Annotated in this window: 23 protein-coding genes and 1 tRNA gene; 8 read left to right on the forward strand and 16 right to left on the reverse strand. The window is 34.5% G+C overall.

Annotation, left to right across the window (positions count from 1 at the left end; translation table 11 throughout):
* Nucleotides 1–49 precede the first annotated feature (49 nt).
* Together NFRAN_RS12250 and NFRAN_RS12255 are read right to left on the reverse strand one after the other, a co-directional pair.
* Nucleotides 50–1,963 (reverse strand): helicase-related protein, encoded by a 1,914-nt coding sequence (locus tag NFRAN_RS12250; RefSeq protein ID WP_134485246.1) that lies wholly within the window; start codon nucleotides 1,961–1,963, stop codon nucleotides 50–52.
* 783 nt (nucleotides 1,964–2,746) lie between these two features.
* On the reverse strand, nucleotides 2,747–3,469 hold the full coding sequence (locus NFRAN_RS12255) for an Lrp/AsnC family transcriptional regulator (RefSeq protein WP_145988091.1): 723 nt from the start codon (nucleotides 3,467–3,469) through the stop codon (nucleotides 2,747–2,749).
* 934 nt (nucleotides 3,470–4,403) lie between these two features.
* Between NFRAN_RS12255 and NFRAN_RS12260 the strand changes: the two genes are divergently transcribed.
* Nucleotides 4,404–4,859, forward strand: a complete 456-nt coding sequence (locus NFRAN_RS12260) for a M23 family metallopeptidase (protein ID WP_134485248.1) — start codon at nucleotides 4,404–4,406, stop codon at nucleotides 4,857–4,859.
* Here the strand turns inward: NFRAN_RS12260 and NFRAN_RS12265 are convergent, their stop codons facing one another.
* The 3 genes from NFRAN_RS12265 to NFRAN_RS12275 form a co-directional block, all read right to left on the reverse strand.
* Nucleotides 4,860–5,906: a diacylglycerol/lipid kinase family protein gene (locus NFRAN_RS12265; protein ID WP_134485249.1), complete on the reverse strand. Its 1,047-nt coding sequence runs from the start codon at nucleotides 5,904–5,906 to the stop codon at nucleotides 4,860–4,862.
* 167 nt (nucleotides 5,907–6,073) lie between these two features.
* Nucleotides 6,074–6,697 (reverse strand): hypothetical protein, encoded by a 624-nt coding sequence (locus NFRAN_RS12270; RefSeq protein ID WP_134485250.1) that lies wholly within the window; start codon nucleotides 6,695–6,697, stop codon nucleotides 6,074–6,076.
* 83 nt (nucleotides 6,698–6,780) lie between these two features.
* A complete protein-coding gene (locus NFRAN_RS12275) occupies nucleotides 6,781–7,197 on the reverse strand; it encodes a hypothetical protein (RefSeq protein ID WP_134485251.1) in 417 nt (138 codons plus the stop codon).
* Between the two features lie 245 nt (nucleotides 7,198–7,442).
* Between NFRAN_RS12275 and NFRAN_RS12280 the strand changes: the two genes are divergently transcribed.
* Nucleotides 7,443–7,739, forward strand: a complete 297-nt coding sequence (locus tag NFRAN_RS12280; protein ID WP_134485252.1) for a hypothetical protein — start codon at nucleotides 7,443–7,445, stop codon at nucleotides 7,737–7,739.
* Nucleotide 7,740: 1 nt separating this feature from the next.
* Here the strand turns inward: NFRAN_RS12280 and NFRAN_RS12285 are convergent, their stop codons facing one another.
* Nucleotides 7,741–8,748 carry a 2-hydroxyacid dehydrogenase gene (locus NFRAN_RS12285; protein WP_134485253.1) on the reverse strand — a complete coding sequence of 336 codons (1,008 nt, stop codon included), beginning with the start codon at nucleotides 8,746–8,748 and terminating at the stop codon, nucleotides 7,741–7,743.
* 218 nt (nucleotides 8,749–8,966) lie between these two features.
* Between NFRAN_RS12285 and NFRAN_RS12290 the strand changes: the two genes are divergently transcribed.
* Both NFRAN_RS12290 and NFRAN_RS12295 read left to right on the forward strand, forming a co-directional pair.
* Entirely contained in the window at nucleotides 8,967–9,836 is an 870-nt protein-coding gene (locus NFRAN_RS12290) for an AAA family ATPase (protein ID WP_134485254.1), read from the forward strand.
* A gap of 290 nt (nucleotides 9,837–10,126) precedes the next feature.
* Nucleotides 10,127–11,278: a hypothetical protein gene (locus NFRAN_RS12295; RefSeq protein WP_172602345.1), complete on the forward strand. Its 1,152-nt coding sequence runs from the start codon at nucleotides 10,127–10,129 to the stop codon at nucleotides 11,276–11,278.
* A gap of 23 nt (nucleotides 11,279–11,301) precedes the next feature.
* Here the strand turns inward: NFRAN_RS12295 and NFRAN_RS12300 are convergent, their stop codons facing one another.
* Nucleotides 11,302–11,736, reverse strand: a complete 435-nt coding sequence (locus NFRAN_RS12300) for a hypothetical protein (RefSeq protein ID WP_145988092.1) — start codon at nucleotides 11,734–11,736, stop codon at nucleotides 11,302–11,304.
* A gap of 87 nt (nucleotides 11,737–11,823) precedes the next feature.
* Here NFRAN_RS12300 and NFRAN_RS14045 point away from each other — a divergent pair.
* Nucleotides 11,824–11,982: transfer RNA gene (locus NFRAN_RS14045), tRNA-Tyr, on the forward strand.
* A 29-nt stretch (nucleotides 11,983–12,011) separates the two neighbouring features.
* On the opposite strand, the gene NFRAN_RS12305 is transcribed toward NFRAN_RS14045, so the two are convergent.
* Nucleotides 12,012–13,082, reverse strand: a complete 1,071-nt coding sequence (locus NFRAN_RS12305; RefSeq protein ID WP_134485257.1) for an alcohol dehydrogenase — start codon at nucleotides 13,080–13,082, stop codon at nucleotides 12,012–12,014.
* 383 nt (nucleotides 13,083–13,465) lie between these two features.
* On the opposite strand from NFRAN_RS12305, the gene NFRAN_RS12310 reads away from it, so the two are divergent.
* A complete protein-coding gene (locus tag NFRAN_RS12310) occupies nucleotides 13,466–14,230 on the forward strand; it encodes an adenylyltransferase/cytidyltransferase family protein (protein ID WP_134485258.1) in 765 nt (254 codons plus the stop codon).
* 11 nt (nucleotides 14,231–14,241) lie between these two features.
* Here the strand turns inward: NFRAN_RS12310 and NFRAN_RS12315 are convergent, their stop codons facing one another.
* The 5 genes from NFRAN_RS12315 to NFRAN_RS12335 form a co-directional block, all read right to left on the reverse strand.
* Complete coding sequence (locus NFRAN_RS12315; protein ID WP_232038018.1) at nucleotides 14,242–14,877, reverse strand: DUF120 domain-containing protein; 636 nt, start codon at nucleotides 14,875–14,877, stop codon at nucleotides 14,242–14,244.
* Between the two features lie 115 nt (nucleotides 14,878–14,992).
* Entirely contained in the window at nucleotides 14,993–16,423 is a 1,431-nt protein-coding gene (dnaG, locus tag NFRAN_RS12320; protein ID WP_232038019.1) for a DNA primase DnaG, read from the reverse strand.
* Nucleotides 16,424–16,566: 143 nt separating this feature from the next.
* Nucleotides 16,567–16,962: a toprim domain-containing protein gene (locus NFRAN_RS12325; RefSeq protein ID WP_134485260.1), complete on the reverse strand. Its 396-nt coding sequence runs from the start codon at nucleotides 16,960–16,962 to the stop codon at nucleotides 16,567–16,569.
* Between the two features lie 28 nt (nucleotides 16,963–16,990).
* A complete protein-coding gene (locus NFRAN_RS12330) occupies nucleotides 16,991–17,293 on the reverse strand; it encodes a hypothetical protein (RefSeq protein WP_134485261.1) in 303 nt (100 codons plus the stop codon).
* Between the two features lie 67 nt (nucleotides 17,294–17,360).
* Nucleotides 17,361–17,666, reverse strand: a complete 306-nt coding sequence (locus NFRAN_RS12335; RefSeq protein ID WP_134485262.1) for a hypothetical protein — start codon at nucleotides 17,664–17,666, stop codon at nucleotides 17,361–17,363.
* A 48-nt stretch (nucleotides 17,667–17,714) separates the two neighbouring features.
* On the opposite strand from NFRAN_RS12335, the gene NFRAN_RS12340 reads away from it, so the two are divergent.
* The gene (locus NFRAN_RS12340; RefSeq protein WP_232038020.1) at nucleotides 17,715–17,927 is read left to right on the forward strand and encodes a 50S ribosomal protein L40e; all 213 of its coding nucleotides are present in this window, start codon (nucleotides 17,715–17,717) and stop codon (nucleotides 17,925–17,927) included.
* 98 nt (nucleotides 17,928–18,025) lie between these two features.
* A complete protein-coding gene (locus NFRAN_RS12345; protein WP_134485263.1) occupies nucleotides 18,026–19,750 on the forward strand; it encodes a B12-binding domain-containing radical SAM protein in 1,725 nt (574 codons plus the stop codon).
* 19 nt (nucleotides 19,751–19,769) lie between these two features.
* Here NFRAN_RS12345 and NFRAN_RS12350 read toward each other — a convergent pair whose 3' ends face one another.
* From NFRAN_RS12350 to NFRAN_RS12360, 3 genes are read right to left on the reverse strand one after another with little or no spacing between them, the layout of a single operon-like run.
* Nucleotides 19,770–20,672, reverse strand: coding sequence for a B12-binding domain-containing protein (locus tag NFRAN_RS12350; RefSeq protein ID WP_134485264.1), 903 nt, complete (start codon nucleotides 20,670–20,672; stop codon nucleotides 19,770–19,772).
* A 48-nt stretch (nucleotides 20,673–20,720) separates the two neighbouring features.
* Nucleotides 20,721–21,407 carry a triose-phosphate isomerase gene (locus tag NFRAN_RS12355; protein WP_134485265.1) on the reverse strand — a complete coding sequence of 229 codons (687 nt, stop codon included), beginning with the start codon at nucleotides 21,405–21,407 and terminating at the stop codon, nucleotides 20,721–20,723.
* 15 nt (nucleotides 21,408–21,422) lie between these two features.
* Nucleotides 21,423–22,505, reverse strand: a complete 1,083-nt coding sequence (locus NFRAN_RS12360) for a fructose-1,6-bisphosphatase (RefSeq protein WP_134485266.1) — start codon at nucleotides 22,503–22,505, stop codon at nucleotides 21,423–21,425.
* Between the last annotated feature and the right edge of the window lie 165 nt (nucleotides 22,506–22,670).

A 22,670-nucleotide genomic window follows, 5' to 3' on the forward strand; every position in this document is an offset into this window, starting at 1 on the left:
TTTAATTTCGATTAATCCTTGTTATATTCATTGTTTACAATACGAGTCTTTAATTGTCTACAATTGTAAATTCAATAGCTAGTATATGCTTGCATTTCAAACGTCGAAATTGATAATCTGCACAAGTACAACTTTTTTTTTCAAGGTCAATAATGTATGTTTTGCTATCGTCTACTGTGCTCTTTACTTTGTAAATTCGTGAATTTTTCTCCAACTTTTTTCCTTTGGATACATGTCCGTTTGTTTCTTTGTTAAGGTAGTCCACATCAAGGCCCTTAATTATTGACTTTTCCTTAAGTGTGTGTTCTACTATCTGAAACGCCTTGTTAATCCTTTTTACCTGATTGTCATCATTAGATCTTGACTTTAGTAACCTTATGGCTTTTTTGTTAAGAATATCAACTTCGTTTCTGTTTCTTTTATTATAAGAATTGTCATGTTTTTTTATTGGTTCTGGAGTTTCATCAATAATTCTTCCTTTTGTGACAATCTCTTGAAAATTTCTATCTTGACTATTTTTGATCTCTCTCACACTGGGTCGTTCTTCTGTTGGAGACACAGCCTTAGCAACACTGTCAATCACATTATCATCCTTAGTATCTGGAATATATACAACATATATTAATGCAATACTTTTGTCTTCGTATTTTCTAAGTACCCTGCCTATTCTCTGAACGATTTGATTAATGTTTGAGGTAGTGGCTAGAATTATTTCAATTCTTACTTGAGGGACGTCGTACCCGATTTCGAGAGTATGAACTGATAACAGAACATTAAATGTGGTTCCCCACTTATCTAAAATACGCTGTCGTTCTGAAGACCGTACTTTAGCGTCAATGATCATTGACTTGATTCCTTTTTCTAATAAGATCCTTTTTAGTTCTTGAATCGACTCTATTGTTTCGCTAAAGACCATTATTTTTTCGTCAGGAAATTTTTTTTCTATGATGTCTACAGCTGCTGACAACTTATTGTCAGCATAGCTTAGCAAAAGTTTTCTCTTTCTAACATTTGAGAACCATGCTTTTGCCATCCCGCTTGCAAATCCCCCTTTTTTTAAGAGGTTGGTCATCGAACTAGCGTCGTACCTCTTAAACCGATTCGAAATGTTCTTTATCTTGGTAGTATAATTTTGATATTCTTCTCTTTCCTCGCCTGTGAGCGAAACCTTTACAGGAATAATAACGGGTTTTGCTAACCTCTTGTCTTTTACCGCCATCTTGATTGGATATCTTATTATTGGTGGTACTACTGCCATGATCGTGCTATTTTTTTGATCTCTTTCATCTAAGGTTGCAGTCAATCCCAATAACCCTTTATTTGGATCTTCTATTACGTAATCAAATAATTTAACAAAGGATTTTGAGGAATCCTTTATTAGGTGCACTTCATCAAGAATAACCATATTAGAACGCCTAATCAAAATTGGATTTCTAACTACGCTGTTATATGTACTAACAATAATTTCTTTTTTTTCCTTACGTTCTCCAAAATAAGAACCTATACTTTCCTTTGGAATACCATATGATATTAACCTGTTGATTGTTTGATCTATCAATGATATTCTTGGGACTAAAATCAAAATATTAAAAAATGAAAACGAAAACGATTTTTGATCTTCTTTTTCAGATACAAATGGTTTATTCGCTCCTTGATCGACGAGACTTGGAATGTCGTCAATTTTTGAAGTTAATTCAGATCTACCGGTGGAGTTGGTAATTATGCTACTGTTCATACTTGCAAAATAGGGATATGTCATAATCATTCTTTTAGCACATTCGAATGCAATCTCTGTCTTACCTGTGCCCGTGCTATACAATATGGTTCCGCGATACCCGTTATCTACCCAAGACTCTACAGCAACAAGTTGGTCATCCTTCAGAGTAAAGGGGAATTTAAGTGAAAGAATAGAAGGGGTATTCAGTTTTTTAGCATTTGAAAATGATCTATCAAAGGTATCCATTTTCAAAGTTCCTTTTACCAAATTTTACTTTTGAGTTACATACGAGGAAATGTCGGACACTACCTATCAATATTCTTATTATCTAAATTATGCGGTCTGGCCTATTATGCCTTTGGGATACTGCATAATAACATGTTTTGTGTTTGTTAGAGTTTCAACTTTACAGTTGCGACTGAAAATGATTAATCTTTTTAACCATTGTTGCTATCTAGCTTTGCTGCGATGTCAGCGCTTTTTATATCTCCGTTGTTTACAAGTGCTTCCACAATACGCAAATTGATGTTATCTAGTAGTATGATTTTTGAGTTTTCATACTTAGACTTCTGATCTTTTCTTTTTGTAATCTTTAGATTTTCTTGGTGTATGTCATATTCGGCATTTAATAGTTTTTTTTGATCTTTGAACTCCGAGAATTAATTTTCTCTCTTTGACTCCGCGGCAATTTAGCCCTTGTTTTTATATACGATGAGATTTAAGCATACCTTTTTACCTCTTTTTGACTTTCTGCATCATAATATTGTTCATTTCTGAAAATAAAATCATTAAAATGAGACAAGTATGAATATGTGCAATACAATCGTTCTAGTATCATGCGAATAACAATCTACATCACTAATCATTTCCACAACGAACGATAAAAAGGCCCTGATATTTAATGAATGATAAATTATATAATAACAAATTCGCCTTTGTTAAAAATAATACTAAATATTAGTAATGCGAGTTTTTATCATTTTCTAATTAATCTTTTATTACAAAAAAGCTGTAATTGATTTATCTAGCTCATAGTATAATTTTTGGAACTTTGACTTCTCCAAGCTTGTCAGATAATGCATTTTTAATAATTGTAGCAAGATTGTCTCCAATTATCATGACTTGTTCTGACCAATCCACTTTAGTCGCAACGGGGAGTGCCTTGATTTCTTCTAATAAATAATGCAATTCGTCAGATCCATTGTATACGATTTCAAGACATAGATTGTTTGTTGAGTTTATCCTGGTGGATGCCCGTACAACATTTTTGTCATATTTTTTCAAAAGATGTTCGCCAGTTTCTTTTACTTTTCCTCCTTGAATGTCAACAAATATGTGCGCCATTCTAAATCCTAATCGAGACAATTCAATTTGGTATGTCTTCTTTAAGAGATATTTTTCGATTCTTGCCCTTCGTCTTTGGATAGTTGATAGTGGCACCTTGAGTCTCGTTGCTATTTCAGAGCTCTTTATATCTCCTTCAGTTAAAAGCTCTGCTATGATCTCTAAGTTTATTCTATCAAGTGGGAGTTGGTTAAAAGAGATTGTACTTTTAGCGTTGCTTAACGAATTTGACTTGCTCTTTGTATGAATGAAGGATTTATTTCTTAATTTTTTACCTTGATTCCCATTTATCCTACTAGGATTCTTGACTTTAGGTAGATAGTTGTCATTTTGAATTCGTTGTTCACTATGTTTACTACTTAACCTTTTAATCTCGTCAAAACGCGCTTTTTTAGGCAAAGGACTCATCAATTTATAGACTTAGAACCTTTTAAATATATTTAATTCATAATTTATGACATATCGAATCACTAAAAGTATTTCAGATCAAATTTGTCTCATCATATAGATCTTTTTATAAAGTAAACCTTCTAATATATACATCGTCTCACAATGTTGAAACTTGACACCATTTAATTAAGATCGGTGGTTTTTAGTATGTTGAATAAACCTTCGATTGATAACAAGTAGATTTGATGTAACATTCTAGTTTAAGAATTATATAAAACCAGCCTAACGAATTAATTTGAAATTTCATTTATCAAAGCAAAACTAATCGGATTTAGCTTGTCTCCGTAATCCCTGTGGTAGTCTCTTTACGGTTAATCCTGCAATCCACTTTGAATACAAAAGGGAGCCAATTTGAACCAAATTGAAAAATCTGAATTATTAGACCTTTTACTTGTTATATCTTCAATAATGGATTGAAAAATCCAAACCTTTCTTAAAAATCAAATAACAATAAAAAGTAGATCTATGTTTCGATTAGTCACTACTATACGTGGATTCTTACTAAAAATTGTCTACATCTTCAGTATGTGTTAGTGAATATATATCTTGATAAATATCTGATATTGTGATAGTACATAATGATTATGTGAGCAGTATGGGAAATACCTGTTCAACACCTGGTCATTTAAAAAAACAGAATCCAAATTCTAGTGTTTTATATCTTAATTCAAAGCTGAAATGTACTTTATTTCATTTATGGTTATTCATCATCCCGTCTTGAAATCAGTTACCGCAAATAAGAAGATTAGTAGAACTATCTTAAAGGTGTGTTAAATAGGGTGATCACTGAAAGCATAAGGCGTAGTACTTTAAACCTGAATACTTTTACAAACGTAAAAATTGGAATTATTTTCCAGTCCTTAAACAGAATTTTAAAAGTGGATTACGCTATTTGAGTTCAAAAAATAGTTATAGTCTGCCTATTTTGAAACGTTTAATTACTAGAATTGATCGTACCTCTTCACCCGCTCATGTGGGTAAACTAAAAAATGCAGTAGATTTTTTAGCACCAATAGGAACACCTGTTTTAGCAGCAGCAGAGGGAGTAGTAACCTACGTTGAGGATAGATATAACATTGGTGGACCAGATTTTTCATACCAAAAGTTTTCAAACTTTATAGTATTGAGGCATTCTAACGATGAGTTCAGCCGGTATGATCACCTTAATTGTCAAAGTTCAAAAGTAAAGGTCAATCAAAGAGTAAGATGTGGGGAGCATATAGCAAATGTAGGTATGACCGGTTTTACATTTGTACCTCATTTACATTTTCAAGTCTTTGTATTTACAGGACCAAACATCTGGGTGGATTATGTAACTCTGGCAATAAGTTTTGTTGAGGATGTCTAATCAAATTTTTATTTTCAAACATTTAGGATGAACTCGAAAGAATGCAGGAAGAATTCCAACAGGTTCGCCATCAAGACTTACTGTAATGTTATTACTGTAATCCGTCAACCAGCTAACTGTTTGTGATTGCCCATAGTAGATATCTTCTTCGTTATCCATGGCCTCTTCTCCCTTTTTTATGTTTACAAGCCTTTGCAATATCTTAAAACTATCAGAATTTTTTATAACAATTGTGTCTAGCAAACCATCTGAAACTTCAGCTTTAGTAGCAGCTTGAAATCCTCCACCAAGAAAGCTTCCATTTGAAACCATTCCCATGGTCATTTTAGTGGTAAGACTATTGACGATCTTGTGACTAGTAGTGGATCCTTCTATTATTTGACAGCTATTGCTTTTGTATATAGGCAGAGTGGCAATAACACTTGTGATCGTAGATAAGATTCGACTACTAATTTGATCCCTTATCATTTTTCCTTTCTCAATAATTTCAGCTCCCAATCCTATTTCAGCAGCATTTAAGAATATTCTAAATTGATTCTCGGCTTTTTCTGTGCTTGTCCTTACAACAGCGCTAATGATATCGATGAAGTCAGTTGAAGTTGTCGATGATTCACTCAGATATTTACAGCACTCTTCAAAATCCGATGGCAACCCCAAAGATCTCACAAGTACATTTCGTGTTCCACCAGGAAGAATGGTCATAGTGGCATCAATATTTATTTTGTCCAATTCTGTAAGAGCAAGAATTTCGTTATACTCTACCGTCATAATATCGATCTTTCGTAATCTGTCTCTATCTACATTTTTAAAAAAGCCATTACCAACCTCATTTATCATGCCGTCTCCTCCAATAGGAATGATATTCTCATAACCTTTTTCTAGATATGATCGAGTGAAAAGAGTTCCATCTCCAGATTTTTCTGTAAATACAAATTCTAAATCATTGCCAAAATACTTCTGTAAAATAACTTTTATCGAGTCCCAGTTATTTCCGGTTTGACCCCCTTTGGAATTAGGATTAACTATTACGATTGATTTGGCGGGCATTAATATGACTTATCTTAACAAAAGCTTTCAGACATATATAAAGAAGATTATTGAATAGAGTCTTCTTAATTCTAATGTTATTTCTTTTCTAAAAATTGTACGAAAAATACCTGCTGGCTTGGAGTGTACGTTGCTATATATTGGATATATATATGTTAAAATCTTTTTTATTCTTCCTGCTTCTCACTATCCCTGCCGATACTATCGCCATCTTCAGCCAATGATATACTAATTTCGCCTAATAGTTTGGATGACTCTTTTACACTTTTAATTTGCAAATTATCACTACGAGAAATGATTTTTGATATGCTGGGATTTGCATCCTTGCCCATAATAATAGCCTGCTTCCCTTTTCTATGCAAGACGATAGTAATGTTATTCTCTGTGAGTTTTGATGCAAAATCCTTTACAATTTTGAGCTGATCAAAAATACTTGCTTCGTTATCTGTAAACAAGTGAAAAAACTCCTTGGCCGTATCCAACTTGTTTTTAATCTTATCAACAGAATCATTTTTCGAATCAATTAAACTATCATCATCATCCTGAGAAGGACTGTCCTTTCTTTCATTTACTTCATGATTTTTGAGAACATCAAATATCTCTGGATCCAATATGTCAATATCTATTCTTTGCACTTCGTTTGACCGTGATGCCTTGATATCTATCGTTGGTCTATTTTCCACTTCAATTAAGATTTTTCCTCCTTTAATTGATCCTATCGATTCTACTATGACATCGGGTAATGAGTGTGATTGGTTTTTTGAGTTATTTGGATATTTGTATGCAACCATTTGCAGTCTTCCCTAAGTTTGACTTTTCAATTCCAATTGTTCTAAAATAGGTAGTCACTGTTTTACCACTTGACTTCTAAAATTCAACTAGTTGGATTTTCGGTGCTGTTATAATCTCGAAGTGCGGGTTCTTCAGCAGATGTTTCAAGATTATGGCCAGTAGTATAGTCCACCAAATTATTGTCTTTGCTTTCTGATGCACTTTCGGAATTTTCATTGCTTATCGAAATCCCTGTACCTTTCATATCATTATTCTGATCCTCGAGGTGTTGAACCCTGGCCGAAACTGCAATAGTTCCACGAATGGTTATTTTGCCTTCACGTATATTGCGTCCGTTCGGATCTTTAACAGAAGGCATTTCGATCTTTAGATCATTAAATGAATACTTGATTAATGCACCTTTTCCTGTCAATTTATCAAGCAATCGCTCAATAACTGGTGCTCCTTGCTCGGCTATCTTGCTAGTTATATTTCCAATATTCTTATTTATTTCACTCATTTTTCTTATAAATTATTAAATATATCATAAGTTATAAGGTGTAGCGTTGCTTTGGAAAAAGGATTTGTGCTTGTGATTATGATTTTCTGTCTTTGTTAGGAAACTATTGATAGGAATAAATTGTAATCTTTAGAATAGTATTTCGCGAACTCAGACAATTGATCAGTAATTTGCTTTGTTTGCGCAGGTTTTACAAAAAATGTAATAAACCAAAGTAATTAAATGGGATAGAGACCTTAATAATATTGTTGATTCCAGAAAGCTGTTCCTTTGCATACAGTGGTATTCGATGCCCTCTCCCTCCTCAATTCATAATAGAAATTGCTGATGAGGGACCAAAAAATAGCAAATTTATGATTGGTTTGACCTGCGCAGATCACAAAACAGTTTTAGAAAGAAAATTTCTTACACTCCAATCAAATAACGTTATTCCACCAGGTAAAATTATTCTGAGTCCAATTAAGATAGTTCATACAGACTGTGTTAAAGGTAACTTGCAGGATGAAGAAGAAGTTCAATTAAAGAGAATGACTGACTTATAATTTAGTTGATTAACAATGCCTTTTCATCAGAACCTTGGAGAACATTTACTATATTTAATGCGGCCCTTTCTGACATTTTGTTCCTTGTTTCTGTGCTTGCGCTGCCGATATGCGGTAGTAGAACCACATTCTTCATCTTTAATAGTTGATTGTTTTTAGAAAGGGGTTCCTCTTCGTAGACATCAAGAGCAGCTCCTGTAATGATTTTTTTCTTTAAGGCTGCTATCAAGTCTTTTTGATTTACTATCTTGCCCCTTGCAATGTTTATTAAAAAAGCAGTCTTTTTCATTTGAGAGATGAATTCCTTATCTACCAAGTGATAACTATCTTTATTTAAGGAACAACATACGATAACGTAATCTGACCTGCTAGCAAGCTCGCTCAGTTCACTATATTTTATGTCTGTAAAATTAGGAAATAGATTTATCAAATTTGGTCTTGCAATTGAGGTTCTATTTGTGTAAATTATCTTCATGCCGAACCCTAAAGCTCTTCTTGCTATTTCAGTTCCTATTTTTCCCATCCCGATAATCCCTAGGGTCTTTCCATGTACATCTGTACCAACCATCAAGTCGGGACACCATCCATACTTCCACTTTCCAGCTTTCACAAGATTATCTGCCTCTACAATTCTTCGTCCTACACATAAAACGAGACCAAAAGCTAGGTCGGCAGTAGTTTGTGTCAGAATATTTCCTGTATAGCCGATTTTGATATTTCTTTTTTTAGCTTCTATAACGTCTATATGTTCATATCCGGTGCTATATGTGCTAATGATTTTCAGATTTGGTCCCGCAGCTTCTATAACGTCTTTGTCTATAGTATCAGTTAAAAAACATAGGATGGCATCCACATTCTTTGCCATATGTTTTAATTCCGAAGGCTTCAGTGGACGATTAGTTGAATTGATAATGAGATCATAATTTGCTTCCTTAAGTACGTTTAATCCAATTTCAGGAATAGGTCTAGTTACCAATACCTTAAGTTTTGAAATATTTGATCTCGCCATTCAAAAGATTAGATATCGAACATATTTTATTTGTTCAGATAAAGTTATTACTCTTAATCTATGATTAGCCCCTGAATAGTATTTGAAGAATTGTCAGTGCTGCTGCCTAATTAAATGAGGAGATCTTGTTTTTTTTTGACGAGTCTGTTGAATGTAATTTATCAAGAATTATATTATTATAAGTATATTTTTATAGATAATATCAGAAGAACCTATGTATGCAAGAATCGTCCTCTTCTTCTTCTTCTACTACTTATTATAATGGTAATGAGGAATTCAGAGATTTTGATGATAAATTTGTTACGTCAGGAGCAAAAAGGAATACCCGTTTGAAAAAAACACAGAAGGTTGATCAGGTAGTTTCAGATTCTGATATTTCTCATAGCCCTGAATCCATTCAACTAGAGAATTCTGATCAACTGTTTGAAAATATAGTGGGTTATGATGATGTTAAAAAAATTTTCAATTATGCTATAAATTCTTCGTTACCTGTTCATATCTTATTGGTGGGACCCCCAGGCTCGGCAAAAACTCTGTTTCTAATGGAATGCATGAAACTTCCACGATCTTATTTTACTCTTGGCAGTCATAGCACTAAGGCAGGAATGCTAGATTACTTGTTTAATCATCGACCAAGAAATCTTATTATTGATGAAATTGAATATATGGCAATAAAGGATCAAGCTGCTCTGCTCAGTATCATGGAAACAGGAATTTTGAGTGAGACTAAATTCGAAAAAACACGGAAATCTGTAATGCGAACTTGGGTATTTGCTTCCTGTAATAACGAAAAAAAATTGTTGACTCCTTTGCTTTCACGTTTTTTTGTTCTTTATTTTAAGAAATATGATTTTAAGACGTTTGAAAGAATTTCAAATCATATACTGAGTAAAGAATGCAACTTGGATCTAGAAATTTCATCATTGATTGCTAATCTTGTTTGGAATAAACTAAAATCAAGGGATATTAGAGATTGTATAAAAATTGGACGAATTTGTAAGAATAAGGAAGATGTCAACATGATAGTGAGAATCCTTAAGCGTTATGGTAATCAGAGTTCATCTATTGAAAAGAACTATATATTCTAAATGGGGATTGTAGGAGTTCATCCATTTCTACTATTCCTAGAGATGATATCAAAGTTATTCGTAGAGTGGAGGCCGCTTAGATTGGACAGTTTAAAAGGATTTTTAACTAAATTTACTTCTTTAAAGTTTTTATCGAAAATTACCGTAATTAGCTTTCCATCATAGAGAAGTATGATGTAAGTAAGGCTTGAACAAAAGATATTAACCCCTACTCTTTCGTATTTTGGTTAAGCTTTCATTCTTTTAGTTAGATTTAATATGCCTTTTACGATATTGCAGTTAGTAATCCGTTGAATTTCTCTGATTTTAGATTGGATGATTTTATATTTCCTCTGTTTATTTATGAAAACGAGAACGTCTACAGACAAAGTTTAAAATCAGGATATATGAACAGTTCTAAGGTTTATCTTCACAGATTGGAAATCTTGTTGGAACAATTGATAAAATTAAACGTTTCTCAAATACTCCTTTTCGGCATTCCTAGAAGAAGGACCAAAAATGGTGATTTGTCGTCTGCTAAACGCGGGCTAATTCAAAGCTCGATAAGGAAAATAAGAGAGAATTTTGGCAACGATTTTACGATATTTTCTGATGTTTGTCTCTGTCAGTATAACACCTCTGGTCAATGTGGAATCGTGTCAGATAGATCTGGTAATGTAGTAGTAAAACGAGGTAATTCTTATGATAATGTGATTGACAACGATAAGACTCTGCAATCACTAGGAAGAGTATCTCTAAGTTTGTGTGAAAGTGGGACGGACTTTATTGCCCCCTCTTCTATGATGGATGGTCAAGTTCTTTATTTGAGAAAGTTACTAAATAGTCACGGATTTGGGACTGTAAAAATATTAAGTTACTCAGCCAAACATAATTCTTGTTTGTATTCTCCTTTCAGAAATAACAATTATCTGCATGCAGATTTTATCGATAAATCTAGTTATCAGTGTTCAATTAATAATAAAAGTGAGTCAATAAGGGAACTTTTACTTGATATTGAAGAGGGTGCAGATTGGATAATGATAAAACCCTCACTATGGTATATGGATATTATTAAGCAAGCGAGGAAATTAGTCAATGTCCCATTAGTGGTTCAAAATGTATCAGGAGAATATGCACTGCTGAGATCATTATTGGAGTCAGAACAACTTTATGGGTTATCTTTCGGCATAAATATTTTTGATGAGAAAAAATTGGATCCAAGAAGTGATGAGATTGGCAATGTAAGGATCAAACCCGTTCTACGTAATAGAGGGCAAGTTCAGAAAAGTAAAAGACATATTGATAATATTCGCAATCCTGGCCCCTTCGCAGGCAATTCTAATCCAGACTTTGCTCTAATTTCCAAATTTTTACTTTCGCTCAAGCGCGCTGGGGCTGATAAGATCATAACTTATTTTTTACTCGATATTATAAAAAATAAAGATAATAGTAAGCTGATATGAGGTAATGTGCTTGTTTTTTATGGTTATTTTGAAGCGTTTACAAATGAAATAATGCGTCCACTGGTAGAATCTACGTAGTATTTCGTACCATTGAAAGTAATCTCCCAACCAAAATGACTTCCTCCACTTAGAGGCTCATTAGTCATACCAATGACTTTAGAGGTTGTATGGCTATCCTTGTCAGCTTCATAGATAATTCCTTCTCCATTTATCATTACATATTGAGCACTAAATTTACCCCGCACATCATCAAAAGTGATATTGAGCAGGTCTTCCATTGGTTTATTAAATACATCGTGAAGAATAATTACGTAAGCCTCTTCAGGAATGAGTCTCGCAAAAGTCGTACTCTGTTGGTTGAGTGAATAATTTATAACAAGATACATTGCAAGGGTGAATCCCACAGATAGTAAAACAATCAAAATGACCTTGTTTCGCGATCCATCTGGGTTCACCAATATCAATTATGATAAAGAAACACTATTTAATCATTGGTTACGAACCTACGATTAGATTATATATCAAATACCTTAAAAATTAATTGTCCCGCGGTAGCTCAGCCTGGTAGAGCTTTCGGCTGTAGTTGTTGGCAAAATATTGCTAATCTTGCATCAGCCTATCAGGCTTACATCCAACAGTAACCGAAGAGTCGCAGGCTCAAACAAAAAAGGTAATCTTTTTTGGAGCAAATCCTGCTCGCGGGATACAAACACATTTCGTTTATTATATCTTATTAATTGGGATTTATTATAGCTCGTCCTATTATTTTTCCATTTTTCAAATCCTCCAACGCTTCGTTAACTTGATCAAGTGAATATCTTTTGTCTAATACGGTTTTTACCTTTCCCTGAGAAGCCAAGTTAACTAGCTCCGTTAAATCCGAAAACGTTCCTGTATATGCTCCAGTAAGCGTATATCCTCTTAAAGGAATCATCGGCAAATTTAGTTCCATCGATCCTCCAAACAAACCCACCATAATCATTTTTCCTCTTTTCCTCAGCATATTAAATGAATTAATTGAAGTAATGTTATTATTTACAAAGTCAATGACAACATCAGTACCAGCACCGTTCGTAAGTGCCTTTACCTCTTTGACTATATCTGATTTTTCCTTACTGTTGATGACGGTGTCCGCACCCAATTTTCTTGCCTCAGACAATTTTTGATCATTTACATCAATGACTGTAATATTTGAATCACAGATTGCTTTTGCAATTTGAACTGCCATCAAGCCTAATCCGCCTGCTCCGACGATTACTATGTTATGATCTTTCTCAAGTCCTTGTGCAGGTTTGGCCTTCTTTACCGCGTTATATGCAGTGAGCCCAGAACAAGCAAGTGATGAAGCTGAATCAAATTGCAGATTACTTAATTTTATAACATATTTTGAATCTGGAACCAATACAAATTGCGCATATCCGCCATTTTGATAAATTCCCAAAGTTTTGGGTGAGTCACACAGGTTTTGTTCTCCAGATAAGCAAGCAGGACAGGATCCTTCTCCCAACCATGGGTAAACGAGCACGTTATCTCCAACTTGAACGTTGCTAACCTCATTCCCGACTTCTTCAATCTCGCCTGATATTTCATGTCCTGGAATGAGCGGAAACTTTACACCTCTATCCTCAACCTTCATGAATACACCTTTAGGTCCTGCATAGCCTCCCTCCCACAAATGAAGATCACTGTGACAAACTCCAGACGCAATAACCTTAACTAATACTTGTTTTCCTTCGGGTTTAGGATCCTTGATATCATTAATTTCTAACGGTTGGTTTGTTTTAATTATTTGAGCCCCTTTCATACAAAACCCATAGTTAACATGTTTAATTATCTTTGCTAACCGTAACAAAATTTTGGTTAAAAAGAATATATAATTTGTGATAGTAGCTAGCCTGATGTCGATGATGACGACGAAGAGCCGTCTGATAGTATAACACCGTGACGAAGATTATGAGTACTGAGGCATCGATCTTTAATTGGTTGTGACCACGGACTAGAGTCTACAGGTTTTCAAAATTATTGCAACTAAAAGTGGTTACACGATTTGAATGGTTTAGGTATTTCAGTTGTTGTCTATGGTGTTTTTAGATTATCTAGATAGTTCTTAACATCTGTCATTAAATATCATTTCCATTAACCATCTTTAAAATTATATATCGTAATGGTGAACTCAATTCAAAATTAATGAATTCCACACAACGGTATCTACTATCATCCATTTATTGTAATAACCTATCGTTAGAAATCTTGCAAGAAAATAACGACAATGATTCTAAAGGAAATGAAGATTCTATTTCGATTTCTACTTCTGCTTCTCCTGCCCCTGCCACGCGTGCCGAAATGCCATTTCTTTCCTATTTGTCTAGGAAGTTGGAATTTGATTCAACATTGTTTGAAAATGAACTGCTTAACCTTGAAAAAGAAAAACTCATTGAAATAAAAAAAAATAAACAAATAGGAAGATCTACCATAAACAAGGAAGATGAAGTCTTTTTAACAAAAAGGGGTAGAGCCGAAATAAAAGTAGTTCTGGTAGGTGGTGTCTTTGATCTTCTTCATGCTGGTCATATTCATACCCTCAAGGCGGCTAAATTATTGGGCGATGTTCTCATTATAGTAGTGGCAACTGATGCTACTGTTAGCAATTTAAGAAGTAATCGCAAAATATTTCACAATGAAAACAGTAGGTTAGAATTGGTTTCTTCAATAAGGTTTGTAGATAAGGCCATCATAGGCAGAAAAACGTCAATATACGATACTGTATCGTTTGTGAGGCCAGACATTATTGCTCTGGGATATGACCAATCTCATGACGTCAAATCAATGAAAAAAAATTGTCTGGAAAGGGGAATAGATGTAGAAGTTGTCAGACTCTCCTCTCCGATCCCTGAGTTGAAGAGTTCGGCGATTAAGAGCGAACTTGGAAGCTCTTTTTATGATTTACAATGAAACCATGATTATCACTCTCTGATCTTTATTACTACATTGTCCCCATCCTTTAATTTTAAAGTCTCTTTGATATTGTGAGGTCCAATTACTTCGATTAAACTATTGTCGTGGTGTGTTCTTTCCAAAAGTAACACATGTACGTTTCCTTCTTTATAGTGCTGCGGAGTTGAATTCAAGGTATAACTACTTCTTGCAACGGCTGTTATTGTTGCAGTATAACATTTTACCCATCCAAATGTTCTATCGGAATTTCTAAAGCCATCAATATGAATTGACGGATGATTTATCAAATCCCTTCGCGAGTTTATGTAACGCGCGTCTATCAACTTGACATTGAGTGTGCCCGGAAAGGGTTTGTAGCCAAGCTTATTATAAAATTGCTTTCTATATCCTTCAAGAGACATGTAATACGCACCTTCACCCATCCCGGTGACTATTTTACCCTTAAATATAATTTGCTTGTCAGCAGACACTTCCATCGATTTCTTTAATATTTCGTAAATGTCCTTAAGAGATTGATATCCTTCATCCGTTAATTTGATTCCAAATTTCTTATTGTTTTTTACTCTTTCAATTAAATTTTCCCGTTCCAAATCAATTAACACCTTGGATGCAGTCTGCTGTGATCTATTTATTAGTCGGCTCATTTGACTGCTAGTAACTTCTAAGTAGTTGTTTTTGCCCCCATTTGATAATAGATGTACTAAAATTAAAAAATGAAGAAAGTTAAAGTTTTCATGATCTTTTACCATCATGTGAATTTTAACTACTTCTAATTGATTGACTGATCAAGCCAATATCAGAGAACGTTTGAACTCTGACACTCGGATTGAGTTTTTTTAGATCACTTATCCTATGACCAATTATATATTTGATCCCAGACTTATTTGCGGCCTCTATCAACCTTGGAGTAATTATCCCATCGAGAACCAACAAGTTGCCGTCTTTCAAATTCGAGATCTTTTTTAATATTTCAGAAACAGGAATTTTCACTATCTTTTTCATAGATTTGTCAAAAATTATTGCCTCTAATTTTTCATTAATTTCTTCAAAAACCTTTTTTGCGGTAGAAATGACTTCTTCATCTTCTTTTGAGATGGGCTGTAATGAAGACGAAGTTGTTGCAGTTGATGTTGTCGACGAGTTTGGAGTTCTAATTACCTCTGAATTAACTGAATCATACTTGACATAGTTGTTCCTATTTGAACTTGAACTTGGGAGTTCTTTTTGGTAATCGCGTGCTGCTGACCCTTCTTGGCCGTTTACAAACTTCAGTCCGTATTCATTTCTATGATTATTTCTGATTTGTTGGACGTTTGTAGGTCCTGATGTGTGAGCTTCACTATGCTTATCCTTCATGAGTTGTTCGACGTCCTTAAGTATTTCTGAAATTTCTAAAGGTGTGCATTCTTCTACCTCTCTTCCTGGTGGTGCTCGATAGACTTTATCGATGTTCACCAATCCTTGTAATTCTTTCAAAATAAGATCACCTGCACGATCTCCGTCAATGAATGCAACTATTTTCTTACCCTCTGTTAGTTTTAATATTGTCTCATCAATTTTTGCTCCTTCTATAGCTATTGAATTATCGTAGCCAGCTCTGAGCAAATTTATAACATCGGCACGGCCTTCTACTAATATTATCCAGTCACTATCAAATACTCCAACACCGCAAGCTAATTGTGCTTTTCCAAAAGTAGTTAATCTACCTGGTTTGCTTGCATCATATACATCCTTTAGCATTTCCTCTCCTTCACTAATTGTTTTTGTGGCCCATTCTTGAACAATTTTCTTTGCTCTGTCTACTATAATTTTTTTCTTAATTGCTCTAATGTCATCAATACCAACTAAAGAAAATTTGGCCTGGAAAGGTCCAACTTTATCAATACTCTCAATTGCCGCAGCTATTAAAGCTGCGGTAGAGATATCAGTACTCATTGGAATTAAAGCATCACCTCGAGCCGAGTTAGATTTTGTATCTACATTAACTTCAATCCTTCCCACCTTTGAAACTTTTTGTAATTCATTCAAATTCATTTCCGGACCTAGCAACCCTTCAGTTTGACCAAAAATGGCGCCAATAATATCTGCCTTCTCTACTAGGCCATCTACCTCAAATTTCAGCTTTACATGATACTTAACAATCCCAGTGTTTGGCATCTTTACTATCTCGTTATTAATTTTGTTTATCATATTTTGATGATTATGATAAGTATAATTACATGCCTTGATTAAGTTTTTTGTTTTTAAGAGTATTTACAATAGCCCTACTTTGTCTTTATCTTCGTAATTGAAAAATGTGGTTTTTGTCCAAAAGATTTTCTTGATTGGACATGTCAATCTATCAACATACTATTGTAAAAGGATTTTAATTCTTCAATATTTTTTACTCTTCCTTGAGTTATATTTGAAAGCCTATTTCTATACTTTTGATCAATGTACCGATTACCAAGCATACTGCATATCTTCTTAGTCATCAACTCTCCACTCCTGTCTAAATCCAATAATATTATTAATTTCTTGTAATTATCACGGAATTTGTCAACCATATCAATGGGACTTTTAAAATTATGGTATATCATTATATTGCCACTGCATCCAAGATACGCTAGCGCTTCCCGATCTCTTTTTCCTTCCACTAGCACTAACGACTCCTGGACTGGCTCGCTATTAATTTGATTTATAAAGTCATTAATTTCTCTGATTATCCGTAATCTATCGTTCTTGTCCATTATAATTAGATTAAAAATGCGGATAGAGTTAAGAGCCTACTCTCTTCATTTTTGAGCCACATTTTGGGCAAGCAGATTGATTATGTTTTGTACCACAACTCATGCAGTAGTAACTCACCGAACTACCATTTCCTCCAAAAACAGATCCTGCCATACCCATTTTCTTCATGGTTCGATTTCTGATATAATAACTGAGTAATATGAAAACTACAATTATTACTGGAAGGGATAATGGAAACGGTAGCAAAAATGAGATTGCAAGGCTTATACCTAATGATATGCCAATCCACAATAACTGCTGAGACAAGAATTGTTTGTTATTACCTATCACTATCTCTCAGTCATATAATTAAGAAACATTATATATAAAATGTTTCCCTTCGATATCGATCTAACAATCAGTTGTATTCTGCATAGTACTTGTACCTCTTTTCGACTTCTTTGTTTTTTCCTTGTCTAACTATTTCTATCTCTCGGCTAAGTAGTCCTTTACAATGCTGTTTAAATTTTGTCCCTTCTTCTGTATCTGGAAATTTTCCAAGGGAGTATTCTAACTGGCTCATAAAATCTATAACTGTGTTTCTAAATTCATCCTTAGTTGGCCGTTTGTTATTATTAACTTTATAAAGCGAGACGGCAAGTTGCGATGCGTAGATCTTAGCTAAATCTTCTACCAATCTATCTACTTCAAAGTAATCTGTCATCAAAGTAGGAGGCTGCGATAACTAATAAATTTTGTCAGCACGAGGTGAATGAATAGAAAGGTAAAAATGGGTATTTCTAAAAGAGTCTTTATCATGCCAATTACTGACGTAGTTAAGAAGCAAATAGCCCAGCAGCGAAGACTATTCTTTAAGATTTGTTTCGATTGCGGTGCAAAAAACCCAATTGGTGGAACCAGGTGCAGAAAATGTAGAGGTAGTCATATGCGATTAAAAAACAGAACTTTAGGTGCCAAGAAATAATTTGGTAGTTATTTAATCTTTTTTTAATATTTTTGGGTTATAAATAAGAAAACTTTAATTATCTTTTTTGATTCCTACATTCTGAGATAACATATATTATGAAGTATCCAAAGGTCGTTCTTACTGCCGATAGAACATTAATGTCCCCCTATAGAGGAATTTCACTTGCATCATTTTTTGGATGTGCTCCTGCCCTAGATCCTAATCGCAGCCATGATTCATTCTGGTATAAAATATTGGGTAATCAGGTTACACCTAAATTACTTTTTGACTTTATATGTAATCCCATAGCAAATTCAAATGGTCTAGCTGATTACGCACCTTATGGATTAAGAAAGGTGGAGGCCTCATTATTGAGAGATGGTTATTCCCGCGAAGATGTTGTCGTTGCTCATCCTGATCATATAGATAAATTTATTGGTCCCGATACTGAGTTTGTTGGAACTTATGAAATGGACCCACTTGGGATGGGTCCAGTTACCATGACTTTTACCTATGGTAGAAAACAAATGTCATATGCAGAATTTTACAATCGCGATTTACATCATCGTATAAATGCTGCTAAACAAAAGAACGGAAGTAAGGCTAAAGTTGTGGTTGGCGCATCTGGAACTTGGCAATATAATTATGATCCAGCAAAAATAGAAGAATATGGACTATATGCTATAGTCGAAGGCGAATTAGGGGGAATAGGCCCTGAAATTGATGGACCTGGAGGAAGATTTTTTGATTCTTTAATTAACAATGAATTTGAAACTGCCAATCCATTTAAGAAATCTGAGTTTAAAGTAGAAATTAAGGAATTTAACAAGAACGGAAGAAAGTATCATGGAAGGTTTATTCACTATTCAAAGGAACCAAGCGTTGATGAAATTCCTGACATTGTTAATCCCAGTATGCATGGAATGGTTGAGGTTATGAGAGGCTGTGGACGAGGTTGCAAATTTTGTGATGTAACTCTTAGACCACTACGCTATTATCCAATCGAAAAAGTACAGCGAGAAATTCAAGTTAATATGAAGTATGGGGGGTTAAAGAACGCCTGGATTCACAGTGATGACATATTTGTATATGGTCTTAATCCAAGAACAACTAAAAATATGCAACCCAATCGCGAAGCTATTGAAGAATTATTTAAAGGTATAATGGAGACGGGGGTGGAACATACAAACCCTACTCATGGAACATTGGCGGGAGCCATAGCCGATGAAAAATTAATTCCCAATGTTTCTAGGATTATACGAGCTAGTTCCTCTAATCATATCGGTATACAGTGCGGTTTTGAAACTGGAAGCATTAGATTGATAGGTAAATATGCCGACAGAAAACTTGCTCCATTTAGGCCTTCTGAATGGCACTGGGTTGTGAAGGAGGGTGTTAAAACATTAAATGAAAATTATTGGGTTCCTGCCTTTACTCTTATAATGGGACTGGATAACAATGAAACCGCAGATGATAGTTGGGAAACAATTCAGCTTATACATCAACTAGAAAAGGAGCAACCAGATTCTAAATTCACGGTAACTCCTCTTACTTTTGTTCCCATAGGCCTGTTAGAAAAATCAGACTTTTTTGATATTGGAAATACTATGGACCCAGCTAAACTCGGAGTGATGTATAAAACTTGGCAACATAATTTCAAATATGCTATTCACAAATTTATGCACAAAGTTGGTCAAAATGATCCTATAAGGAAATTCTTTTTCGCTACTCTTGCCAGAACCTTAGGTGGTGTACCTCTCAGTGCTATGGAACGATATGCGCGAAAGAAGAGCCCTGAACATGAAAGAGTAATAGAAAAAATAAAAACTCAATATGCATAAAACAACATTATTTGTTACCTTACCTAGACATTCTTTTTTCTAAATCATTCAGTAAAATATCAAAATCTGTATACATATTTATTCCTACAATGGTTTTTTCGATCTTTTCTTTCAGAATCTTATTAGAAAATACAAAAATTTGATTCCTTTGCTGAAGATTCGTTTCCATCAGTGCTGTAAATAGGAATCTGATGGAGGTCTCACTATTTGAAATCACTACGATGACAGATTTTCCTCTAGTTCTCTTTGAGAGTTTATTAATATACCGCTGTAAATCTATATCAAAAAAAGGATCGATGTATTTCTCTATATTTCCTATAAGTACTGAGTTAATACCTTCCTTTGCTGTCAATATTTCCAACATTATACAGATTGGCAGGGAGTCATCATCTCCAGACATTATTATTAATTGGGAGTCTCCAAACCTTGTATTGGTGGACTTTATCACATTTCTAAGAATCCTGATGCAGTTTGAAAGATTATTTAACAAATGAATTTTTTCTGTCTTTCCGATTTTACCTCTATTATATAGTTCTAATATCGTATTTAGTACTGGTAGACAGACATTGTTAACAATTTTCCTAAGGTTAAAATTCCGGTTAATCAAACTGAGAACAATATTTTCTGCGACCTCCCCTTTACCACTAAGCAGTGCCTCAATTAGTTTTTGTTGAAACTCGAGAAAGTCTTCATCTTGAGAGTCTAAATTGGTTATGCCAGGCTGTAAATACCAAAAATTTACAGACCCTATCTTCCTTTTATTAATTATTTTCTGAAAATATAATATATCTAGGTATTTAGAAATGGTAATACGATTTGTTCCCAAAACCTTCGCTATTTCACTACTGGACATGGGATTATTGTTTTGGAGAAGGTCTATAATATCTCGTTGAATATCTGCCAAATTATATTTCTTGTACATTGGTTACCTCATTCCAGCTATTGTTTATAATGAATAAAAAAGTGTGATCTATTTTGATTCTTTGAATTGTTTTGCTAATTCATAAATTTTTTCATACCAATTGTCCGATTTGACAATGCTGCTTGCTACAAGTATTCCCTCAGATCCTAGGTCTAAAGCTATACGAATATCTTCAGGTGTATTGATTCCTGCTCCGCAAATCAATTTTGATCTTACTCCATTGGAAAGTAAATAATCCGATGATTCTTTGATCAAAGATGGTTTTTCGGTAGAGATTGATCTCTTAGTCCCAATCAATTCTGGAGGCTCTATGGCAATATAGTCGGGTTCTAATTTACTAATATCTGTTAACTCGTTAAAATTCTTTGTACAAACTACAGAAACAAGCTCTAAAGATCTCATCTTTTTTAATATTTCTTTTATACAATTAATGTCAATTGGATGTTCACTATGATTGATTAACGAACCGACGACTCCTGATTCCTTTATCATTTCTGGTATTGTAAAACCAGTACTAGGTCCCACTGGACTGAAATCTACATGCTGTGAAACGATTTCTAGACTGGTATTTCTAGCTACCCAGGCTATAAGTGGTTGTGGGGGTGATATTACAATTCTGGTTCCTAGCTTCTGACTGACCCTCTCTGCTTCTTTTGTAAATGCAAGAGCTTTATCGCCAGAAATTTCTAGATAGTTTTTTAAATTGATTATAAATGGTCCCTTAGTCACTGACATCTAGTTTGTTTCCAGTCATTTGAACTTATCATTGAGTTTAGACATTCGAGTCTCATATCCTTTGTTGTATTCCAGCTCATCAGGAACTAATGTTGCGGGATGAATAAAACCTTGAACCCTAAGTACCATTGCACGTTCAGAAGCTAATCTTCTCTGATAGTCCCAGTCAGCAGTTCCAAAACCATCATGGGGTCCAGTTAATTTCCCATTATGCATACTAAAAAGCAAACACGATACTATGGGAATCGAATAATTAAGGCTAGCAGGTGAATTCAAGGCTACAGGCATAAACGGCATATGGTGACTTCCTCTTGTATTTCCTGCTACTATATGGGGGTCATTAAAAGCACTGCCTGCCTCTTCGGTTGCGGGAAAATTCTTCTGAGTTCTTACTATAGCTATTGGATCATCTTTTCCCACATATGTTCCAGCAATATTGTGAAGTCTGTCCGTAGAACACGATACTATTTGTTCGCCTTGATGCGATAAGATAGAATGCACCACATATCTTCCAGGATACATCAAAGCCGCTTCCAATTCTGGTTTTTCATTCCAGAGTTTTAGGTCAGCAATTTTTCCTGTCATCACATCCATAATCCTAAAAATTACGCCGTGTGCCAATTCTTCGTTAATGATCAAACCTGTGTTGCTTCCGGTATCCACAAACATTCTCCAGAACGGAAAATTGTAAGCACCAGGTTCAGTTTTGTCTGCTGCAAAAACACAAAATACTTCACTCGGCCTTTCATCCATCTCTATTTCTGCAACACCTGGTCCCATGCCCTTCACGTTGCCCGAAAATGAGTCTTTTAGAAGATCTTGGCCTGCGCCGTATAATCCCTGTTCTTTTGCAACTGTGGTTCCCTCTGTAAAGGCATCCCATGCTAACTTGTGAATTTGTTCATTTTCTACTCCCAATGTATGAGTCATTATGATATGAATATCGTCTCCAGTGTATCCAACATAATTATCGATGAGTATACCCTTTCCATTCTTATTTACAAAATCCCTTACTGTCTGTACCAACTCATCACTTGGTCTAGTATGCCCACCTATACCTCCAATATCTGCTTTTATTGCCGAAACAGTGATCTTCATACACCTCTTTGGCTTATAAGAGGCTTAAAAATTTTTGTTTCAAAATCTAATATGACACATAAATGTAAAAGGACTAGCATAATTTCTGTTCAATGAATTTGTTTTACAAATATTTGCATATTTGTTGTTACCTTTTCAAAAATATATCCATATCCTATAATAAAT

Source organism: Candidatus Nitrosocosmicus franklandus, from assembly GCF_900696045.1.
GTDB lineage: Archaea > Thermoproteota > Nitrososphaeria > Nitrososphaerales > Nitrososphaeraceae > Nitrosocosmicus > Nitrosocosmicus franklandus_A.

Excerpts from the sequence above, each read along its gene's own strand:
- NFRAN_RS12250 (WP_134485246.1), bottom strand. The coding sequence starts at position 1,963 with ATGGATACCTTTGATAGATCATTTTCAAATGCTAAAAAACTGAATACC.
- NFRAN_RS12255 (WP_145988091.1), bottom strand. The coding sequence starts at position 3,469 with ATGAGTCCTTTGCCTAAAAAAGCGCGTTTTGACGAGATTAAAAGGTTA.
- NFRAN_RS12265 (WP_134485249.1), bottom strand. The coding sequence starts at position 5,906 with ATGCCCGCCAAATCAATCGTAATAGTTAATCCTAATTCCAAAGGGGGT.
- NFRAN_RS12270 (WP_134485250.1), bottom strand. The coding sequence starts at position 6,697 with ATGGTTGCATACAAATATCCAAATAACTCAAAAAACCAATCACACTCA.
- NFRAN_RS12275 (WP_134485251.1), bottom strand. The coding sequence starts at position 7,197 with ATGAGTGAAATAAATAAGAATATTGGAAATATAACTAGCAAGATAGCC.
- NFRAN_RS12285 (WP_134485253.1), bottom strand. The coding sequence starts at position 8,748 with ATGGCGAGATCAAATATTTCAAAACTTAAGGTATTGGTAACTAGACCT.
- NFRAN_RS12290 (WP_134485254.1), top strand. The coding sequence starts at position 8,967 with ATGCAAGAATCGTCCTCTTCTTCTTCTTCTACTACTTATTATAATGGT.
- NFRAN_RS12305 (WP_134485257.1), bottom strand. The coding sequence starts at position 13,082 with ATGAAAGGGGCTCAAATAATTAAAACAAACCAACCGTTAGAAATTAAT.
- NFRAN_RS12310 (WP_134485258.1), top strand. The coding sequence starts at position 13,466 with ATGAATTCCACACAACGGTATCTACTATCATCCATTTATTGTAATAAC.
- NFRAN_RS12315 (WP_232038018.1), bottom strand. The coding sequence starts at position 14,877 with ATGAGCCGACTAATAAATAGATCACAGCAGACTGCATCCAAGGTGTTA.
- dnaG (WP_232038019.1), bottom strand. The coding sequence starts at position 16,423 with ATGATAAACAAAATTAATAACGAGATAGTAAAGATGCCAAACACTGGG.
- NFRAN_RS12325 (WP_134485260.1), bottom strand. The coding sequence starts at position 16,962 with ATGGACAAGAACGATAGATTACGGATAATCAGAGAAATTAATGACTTT.
- NFRAN_RS12335 (WP_134485262.1), bottom strand. The coding sequence starts at position 17,666 with ATGACAGATTACTTTGAAGTAGATAGATTGGTAGAAGATTTAGCTAAG.
- NFRAN_RS12340 (WP_232038020.1), top strand. The coding sequence starts at position 17,715 with ATGAATAGAAAGGTAAAAATGGGTATTTCTAAAAGAGTCTTTATCATG.
- NFRAN_RS12345 (WP_134485263.1), top strand. The coding sequence starts at position 18,026 with ATGAAGTATCCAAAGGTCGTTCTTACTGCCGATAGAACATTAATGTCC.
- NFRAN_RS12350 (WP_134485264.1), bottom strand. The coding sequence starts at position 20,672 with ATGTACAAGAAATATAATTTGGCAGATATTCAACGAGATATTATAGAC.
- NFRAN_RS12355 (WP_134485265.1), bottom strand. The coding sequence starts at position 21,407 with ATGTCAGTGACTAAGGGACCATTTATAATCAATTTAAAAAACTATCTA.
- NFRAN_RS12360 (WP_134485266.1), bottom strand. The coding sequence starts at position 22,505 with ATGAAGATCACTGTTTCGGCAATAAAAGCAGATATTGGAGGTATAGGT.